Source organism: Gilliamella sp. wkB195 (assembly GCF_001690445.1).
Lineage (GTDB): Bacteria > Pseudomonadota > Gammaproteobacteria > Enterobacterales > Orbaceae > Gilliamella > Gilliamella apicola_E.
This window is the reverse complement of the sequence record NZ_LZGP01000014.1, coordinates 42,122-49,635: the sequence shown is the minus strand read 5'-3', so window position 1 is coordinate 49,635 and position 7,514 is coordinate 42,122. Positions and strand designations below refer to the sequence as shown.

At 30.4% G+C, this 7,514-nt stretch carries 7 protein-coding genes; 5 read left to right on the top strand and 2 right to left on the bottom strand.

Annotated elements, in window-relative coordinates; genetic code table 11:
• Positions 1–250: 250 nt before the first annotated feature.
• A complete protein-coding gene (locus tag A9G08_RS04675; protein WP_065562581.1) occupies positions 251–1,207 on the bottom strand; it encodes a glycosyltransferase family 8 protein in 957 nt (318 codons plus the stop codon).
• Between the two features lie 150 nt (positions 1,208–1,357).
• Between A9G08_RS04675 and A9G08_RS04670 the strand changes: the two genes are divergently transcribed.
• The 4 genes from A9G08_RS04670 to tsaB all read left to right on the top strand — a co-directional run bounded on the left by A9G08_RS04670 (position 1,358) and on the right by tsaB (position 6,209).
• Entirely contained in the window at positions 1,358–2,335 is a 978-nt protein-coding gene (locus tag A9G08_RS04670) for a glycosyltransferase family 8 protein (protein ID WP_065562580.1), read from the top strand.
• Between the two features lie 11 nt (positions 2,336–2,346).
• Entirely contained in the window at positions 2,347–3,321 is a 975-nt protein-coding gene (locus A9G08_RS04665) for a glycosyltransferase family 8 protein (protein ID WP_065562579.1), read from the top strand.
• Between the two features lie 282 nt (positions 3,322–3,603).
• A complete protein-coding gene (locus tag A9G08_RS04660) occupies positions 3,604–5,532 on the top strand; it encodes an ATP-dependent DNA helicase (RefSeq protein WP_065562578.1) in 1,929 nt (642 codons plus the stop codon).
• Positions 5,529–6,209 carry a tRNA (adenosine(37)-N6)-threonylcarbamoyltransferase complex dimerization subunit type 1 TsaB gene (gene tsaB, locus A9G08_RS04655; protein ID WP_065562577.1) on the top strand — a complete coding sequence of 227 codons (681 nt, stop codon included), beginning with the start codon at positions 5,529–5,531 and terminating at the stop codon, positions 6,207–6,209. The genes A9G08_RS04660 and tsaB overlap by 4 nt, the downstream gene beginning before the upstream one ends.
• Before the next feature lie 46 nt (positions 6,210–6,255).
• Here tsaB and A9G08_RS04650 read toward each other — a convergent pair whose 3' ends face one another.
• A complete protein-coding gene (locus A9G08_RS04650) occupies positions 6,256–6,522 on the bottom strand; it encodes a GrxA family glutaredoxin (RefSeq protein ID WP_065562576.1) in 267 nt (88 codons plus the stop codon).
• A 279-nt stretch (positions 6,523–6,801) separates the two neighbouring features.
• Between A9G08_RS04650 and A9G08_RS04645 the strand changes: the two genes are divergently transcribed.
• The gene (locus A9G08_RS04645) at positions 6,802–7,494 is read left to right on the top strand and encodes a DUF2884 family protein (protein WP_065562575.1); all 693 of its coding nucleotides are present in this window, start codon (positions 6,802–6,804) and stop codon (positions 7,492–7,494) included.
• Positions 7,495–7,514 lie beyond the last annotated feature (20 nt).

The window sequence follows — 7,514 nt, the reverse complement described above, 5'->3', positions numbered from 1 at the left end:
TTTCCGGATAGATTTAAAAACTCAAAGTCTTTTTATATTTAATTATCAAATTATTTCAAATATTTATAATGAAATTTGATTTCAGATAAATAATATATAAAAGATATCATCCAAATATGGAATTGTGAATAGATAAAGATATCTGGTTACCAAATAATAATATGGATAAACAAAAAATTTTTTATGTTAGTAATAATACATTTAAGCCTGATAGATTAATTACAACTATGCATAAATATATTTAATTAAATTAAGACTGTTTCTTTATTTTCAAAACTAAATAAAGCAAATAATACTTTAAGCTACTAATCAAATTTTTATCTTTAAGATGAGATTTGGCATAAATACGATAATCATTAACCCGCATTTTATACTTATAACTTTTAAGAGGGGTATTTGCCCAAGGGGTGAAGTGTTTATAAAAATTATACAAATTTTGTGCAAGTCCAGTGTGCTCTTGATACCACATCTTTCTTGCACCAGTAAAATGAATTATGTATGGTAACGATTTTTTGTTGTAAAAAAATGTCTCTTTTTGCTTGTCATTTATCCAGGTAAATAAATAATTCCATTTAGGATCTATCCATAAAACTTGATTTTGTAATACGACATTTAAAGCATCTTGATCAGGATAGATTAGATGTTTTTTTTCAGACGATAGTAATATTTGATTAACTTTATTTTCAGTATCAAACTCAATCCAATTATTAACATTAATATATAAAAAACCAGAGTTAAAATAATTGTTTGAATTAAGTTTAAGCCTTTCCTGGTTTTTCAACATATTTTGTTTGTCTAATGAATCGGGCGTTACACCACAAACCACCGAATCTATATTAATATCCGAAATTGAAGAAATATCAGCAAAACATAAGGTATCAGCATCAAGATAAATAAATTTATCAATAACACCATTTAATAGTCTGGGAACGGATAGTCGTATATACATCGACCGATTGATATGTTTGACTTTGTTATTTTGAGTATCAGAATATTTTGTCAACTCCTCTACAGGAATTAAATATAGGGTAATTGAAGAGCTAATTTGCTGTAACTTCTGTTGTTCTGCTTGCGAAACATCATATAAAAAAACATGAAAATGAATATTATTATTGAGATTATTATGCACTATAGAGCTTATCGACACGCCTACATGTTCAAGATAATTTGAATCAGTACAATATGCGATATTAATAATATTATTCATTTCAGACACTCTTAAATAACCTATCATGATATTTAGTCATTACCCAATTAATATGTCAATATAAAATTGATTATTACTTCATTGTTTAATTTAACGTATGTTACAATGTTATTTCAAATTTTCTAAAATCATCCTTAAATATTAGTAAAAATGAAAGAAAATCTTTTTATCAAAAAAATCTCTACATTATTTGAAAATGCTCAAGCATCTTTAGAAACCACACATATTGCATTTTGTTTTGATGACAATTATGCAATGCCAGCAGGAATAGCGATGTCCTCAGTTATCTCAAATAATATGGATAAAAATCTGGTATTCCATTTATTTGCTAATAATGTAACTAATGAAAAAATATCAATGTTTAATCAACTAAACAACGATAATGTTAGCATAATTTGTTATGAAATAGGGGATGATTTTTCGATTAATCCTGATACATTAGTATTGCATGTGTCTGCCTCAACCTGCTTACGATTTGTCGTTCCTCAGATATTAAATAAAGTGACTTCGCGAGTTTTGTATTTAGATTGCGATGTACTTTGTACAAATAATCTTAATGAATTAATTCACACTGATTTAAATGATAAATATGCAGCAGTGGTACCTGATGTTGATAAAACGCAAGAAAAACAATGCCCAGCTTGTGATATCCCTTACGGTGAATATTTTAATGCCGGAATGATCTATATTAATACTGATATGTGGGTAGATAATAATCTTACTGATAAAGCGTTTGCTATGATAAATAGCGGTAAAGTATATAAGTTTGCTGATCAAGATGTTTTAAATATATTAATGCAAGGTAAAACTGTTTTTCTTCCTAAAATTTATAATCAACTTACATCACTTACCGTTGGTGGTAATGAAGATAATTTGTTAAGTGAAGATACTGTTATTATTCATTATGTTACCGGCAATAAACCATGGTATCAGTTATATTTAACTCCACTTTATCAAACTTATATTGCTTCTTCACCATGGGCTAATCAAAAATTATCATTGGCTAATGAAAATGCGCCTTCAACTACAAGACGGTATGCAAAATTGTTAGCTAGTCAGAAAAAGTATTTTTCGGCGTTCAAATATTATTTACTTTATCTTAAGCACAAAGTTACTAAAAAACGATAAGGATGTTCGTCGTGATTCAAGTTGATAGATTTATTAACAAAAGAAATGAATTACTGTCACATAATTTTGACAATAACCAGTCTGTTTTGCATATTTTATTATGCTTTGATGATAATTATGCATTATCAGCAGGTGTAAATATTTTATCTATTTTTGAAAATAATCCTTTAAGACCGATTCATTTTCATTTATTTACTCATAATCTATCTGATGAAAATAGACTTAAATTTAGTGAAATAAAGTTCGATACTATATCAATAACTGAATATATTATTGATGATCAGTTTAAAGTCGATCAAAAAAATACCGAACAATTTCCATTTTCAGCCTGTGTTCGTTTAATAGCACCAATATTATTAAAAAATACTACTGATAAATTACTTTATGTTGATAGTGATACTTTATGTATTAATAGTTTATCAGAAATTGATAGTATTGATTTAAGTGGTATTTTAGTCGCCGCGGTTGCTGACGAACCATATATGCAACAATCTCAATGTACTAAATATCATATAGTTGAAGGCTCTTATTTTAATTCTGGTGTTATGCTGATTAATATTCCTCTTTGGTGCGAAGACGAAATTACTGATAAGACATTAGAACTATTGAAAAGTGGTGAAAAGTACCAATATCCAGACCAAGATGTTTTGAATATTTGTGTCGGAGAAAAACGATTAATATTGCCAAGAAAATTTAATAATTTATTGGCATTATCGGTTAATGGTAATGAAGATGCAAATGTCCCTAGCGAAACTATTTTTATTCATTATATAACGAAAAATAAACCTTGGCATGAGCCTTATCGATCTAAATTATTTGATGCTTATTTAGAAAAATCACCATGGCAGAATGACAGTTTACCTTTGTATAATCCTAAAAAAACTTCTTCAATTCGTGCTTATTCAAAGTTAATGTTTAAGCAAAAAAAATATCTATTAGGAATAAAGCATTATCTAATTTATCTAAAAACTAAGTTTAAAAAGTAATACTAAAAAATATACGGTTAATAGATATAAGCTTATTTAGTCAATAGATTTGAAACTTAATCTATTTCTAACTAAGCTTTTTCTTTATAGTGAATATTCATGTATATATTTTTGTCTGGGTTATTGCTATAGTATAGCTTGTAATTTAGATAACTGTTTATTTATAATTTCATCTCAACTTTATGAATATTTTATTTTTTTCAAACGTTAGCTTATTTCTTAAATAAATTTTCCAATATACATAGACAAATTGGGCTTATCTTCTAATTAGGTGCATTTTAAGTGATTAATGATTTTGCAGAAAATGGTTTGCTTGCGACAGCTATAGATGGTTTTGTTGCTAGAGAACCACAAAGACATATGGCAAATAAGGTCACTGAAGCAATAAATGCACAAAAGTCATTGGTGGTCGAAGCGGGTACTGGAACGGGTAAAACCTTTGCTTATTTAGTTCCTGCATTACGCAGTGAGAAAAAAGCAATAATCTCGACAGGCTCCAAGAATTTACAAGAACAGTTATATAGTAAAGACTTACCCATTATCAAAAAAGCTTTAAACTATACTGGTAAAATTTCACTTCTTAAAGGTCGAGCCAATTATCTCTGTTTAGAGCGCATGTATCATCAATATGCTGCTGCCGGAGATTTAGATAAGAATTTACGAACTGATCTGGTTCGGGTTAAAAATTGGTCAATCAAAACAAAAGATGGTGACATTAGTAAATGTACAACTGTTACCGAAGATAATCCAATTTGGCCAATTTTAACTAGCACAAACGATAATTGTTTGGGTAGTGATTGTGAACATTACAACGATTGTTATGTGGTTAAAGCTCGTAAAAGAGCCATGAACGCTGATATTGTTGTTGTTAATCATCATCTATTTTTAGCTGATGTTGTTGTGAAAGATACCGGATTTGGTGAACTAATTCCTAAAGCTGATGTGATGATATTTGATGAAGCGCATCAACTTCCTGATCTTGCGTGTCACTATTTTGGTGAGCAGTTAACAAGTCGACAACTGTTCGACTTAGCTAAAGAGATAAATTTGGCTTATCGAACAGAAGTCAAAGACATGTCACAACTCCAGCAGTGTGCTGATAAACTACAAAAATGTACACAAGATTTAAGATTGTTGATAAGCCAGCAAAATAATAAAGGAAATCTTCGTTATCTATTTAATCAAACCAATATTAAACAAGAATTATCTTATTTATTTGATGCGCTTGATTTTTGCAAAGAAGTTCTGTTATTAGCGATAGGGCGATCCACAACTTTAGATAATTGTTATGATCGAGTTAACCAATACCAGCAATTATTAAAAAAATTGTCCGAAACTCATGTACCAGGTTTCAGTTATTGGTATGAAAGTTCATACAGCTCTTTCCTCTTTGCATTAACTCCATTGTCGGTAACGGAAAAATTTGAGGAATTATTAATCCAGCGTAAAGGTGCCTGGATTTTCACATCAGCAACATTATCAGTTGATAATCAATTAGATTATTTTACCAAACGTTTAGGTTTAACTAATGCAGAATCATTAATTTTAGAAAGCCCATTTGATTATATCAATCAGACTATTTTGTGTGTACCACGTTATATACCATCACCAAATGAAAGGGGCAATGCTGAAAAACTTGTCAATATTTTATTACCGGTTATTGAGGCAAACAAAGGGCGTTGTTTTTTCCTTTGTACATCTTATGCAATGATGAATGCATTAGCTGAACATTTTCGCTTACATACCGAGTTACCGGTTTTAGTTCAAGGTGAAACAAGCAAATCAAAACTTCTTGAACAGTTTATTGAAAGTGGTAATGCACTATTAATCGCAACGAGCAGTTTTTGGGAAGGGATTGATGTTAGGGGAGATACTTTATCTTGTGTTATTATAGATAAATTACCGTTTACCTCACCAGATGATCCCTTAATGAAAGCGAGAATGGAAGATTGCCAAATGCAAGGTGGCGATGCCTTTAATGAAGTGCAATTACCTGAAGCCGTTATTACCTTAAAACAAGGTGTTGGGCGATTAATCCGTCATCATAATGATCGAGGAGCAATTATTATTTGCGATAATAGATTAGTTATGCGACCTTATGGGGCAACGTTTATAAATAGTTTACCACCATCGCCAAGAACCCGAGATGTTAACAAGGTAATCAATTTTTTATTATCTAACAACCAATCAGATAATCTGGAAACCAAATGAGTACTATTTTAGCCATTGATACTTCGACAGAAGCTTGTTCCGTAGCTCTATTTTTTCGAAATGAAATCACTCATGATTTTATGATTTCGGCACGTGATCATACTAAAAAGATCTTACCAATGGTTGATAAAATTTTAAGTCAATCAGGTTGCACGCTTTCACAACTTGATGCTATTGCTTTTGCTCAAGGTCCTGGTAGCTTTACTGGAGTAAGAATAGGTATTGGTGTAGCTCAAGGATTAGCATTAGGAATTGATAAACCGATGATAGGTGTCTCAACTTTGATGACCCTAGCGCAAGGCGCTTATAGGAAAACAGAGGCAAAGAAAGTCATACCTGCGATAGATGCTAGAATGGGCGAAGTCTATTTAGGACAATATGAGTATCAAAACCAAAATTGGCAAACGATCATTCCAGAATGTGTCGTCAAACCTGAAAATGTAATCAATAAAATTCAAAAAAGTCATAATGATTATTACTCAGCAGGTACGGGTTGGCAGACTTATCCTGAAATGTTAACAGGAACAAAGCCTAGTGAAGTATTCTTACCAGAAGCACAAGATTTGGTGGTTATCGCTCATCAAAAATGGTTAAGAAATGAAGTGGTTAAAGTTGAAGGTGTCGAGCCAACTTATTTGCGTAATGAAGTTACATGGCAAAAATTGCCGGGGCGTTAAGATAAACCACCGAAATGGTTTATCTGTATTTGATGTGCAAAAGTATTTAGTCTTGAAATAATCCCAAATTAGCTTTGGCATATGCTTCAAAATCAGTACAGCCACCAATTGGTTTTTCATCAATAAAAATTTGCGGTACGGTTTCAACCGGTTTACCAACACTTTTAGAAAGATCTTCCTTGGTAATACCTTCTGCATTTATATCTACATATCGATATGAAAAATCATCACGTTCTTGAGATAACTTTTCGGCAAGCTCTTTAGCTCGCACACAATATGGACATCCTTGACGTCCGAAAATAACAGCGTACATATTTCACCTCTATAAGTTAAATTTAATAAAATTACTATACTTTAGTTTTGAATAAAAAAAAGTAGTTAAATCTAGTTGATATAATAGATTATATCTATTGATATTACATCCGCATAGCGTGTAAGGTATACGCTTTAATCATTTAAATGATTAATTGATTATTTTATAGCTGCTTTTATTAAAAAAAGTTGAGGAACGGGGTTTTTTAATTCTTTAAATTGATGCTAATTTGATATTACTCGCTATAATTTAAATTTCAACCATTAAATGGATGTCAAAATGCTAAAAAAAATAATAGTTATTTTTTCATTAACCTTATCAACAACAGTGTTTGCGGCACAAAAAGAGTGTGCTGTAAAACCCAATTACGATATAGTGATAAATAAAGACAACATCCAAATCGTAAATAAGTCGGATGATTTATCGATCAAGAATGATGGCAAAGTAATACTTAATAAGAAAACTATATCAGCTAGCCCTCAATTACGGAAAAAGCTCAATGAGTTTCAAAAAAGTCTAAGATCACAATTACCACAACTAGAACAACAATCACTAGATTTATTATTGGAAGTAAAAATTGCTTTCGATCTAGCAATAACAAGAAAATTAAGTGATGACCGCGAACTACATGGCGAATTAAATAAATTATATAAACGATTAGTTAAGTTATTACATCGTTCAATTATTACTGAAAATGGAACAACAAAATTTTATTACCAAAACTTTAATAAATTAAAAAAAGATGGACAAGATATCGGCGAACGTATTTTTTATAATGTTGTAGGCGGAAGTATTTTAGAATTCAACTTCTTTAAAAATTTCGGTGCCATCAAAGATATCTCAAAAAATGAATGGAAAGCTCAAAAACCGAAACTTAAAGCATTCGATGCACATATTTGTTCGGTAATTACTGATATAGACAAACAATATCAACAGATTTTAACAGAACTTAGTCAATCAACCGATAAGTGAATAGACAATAATAAAAACTT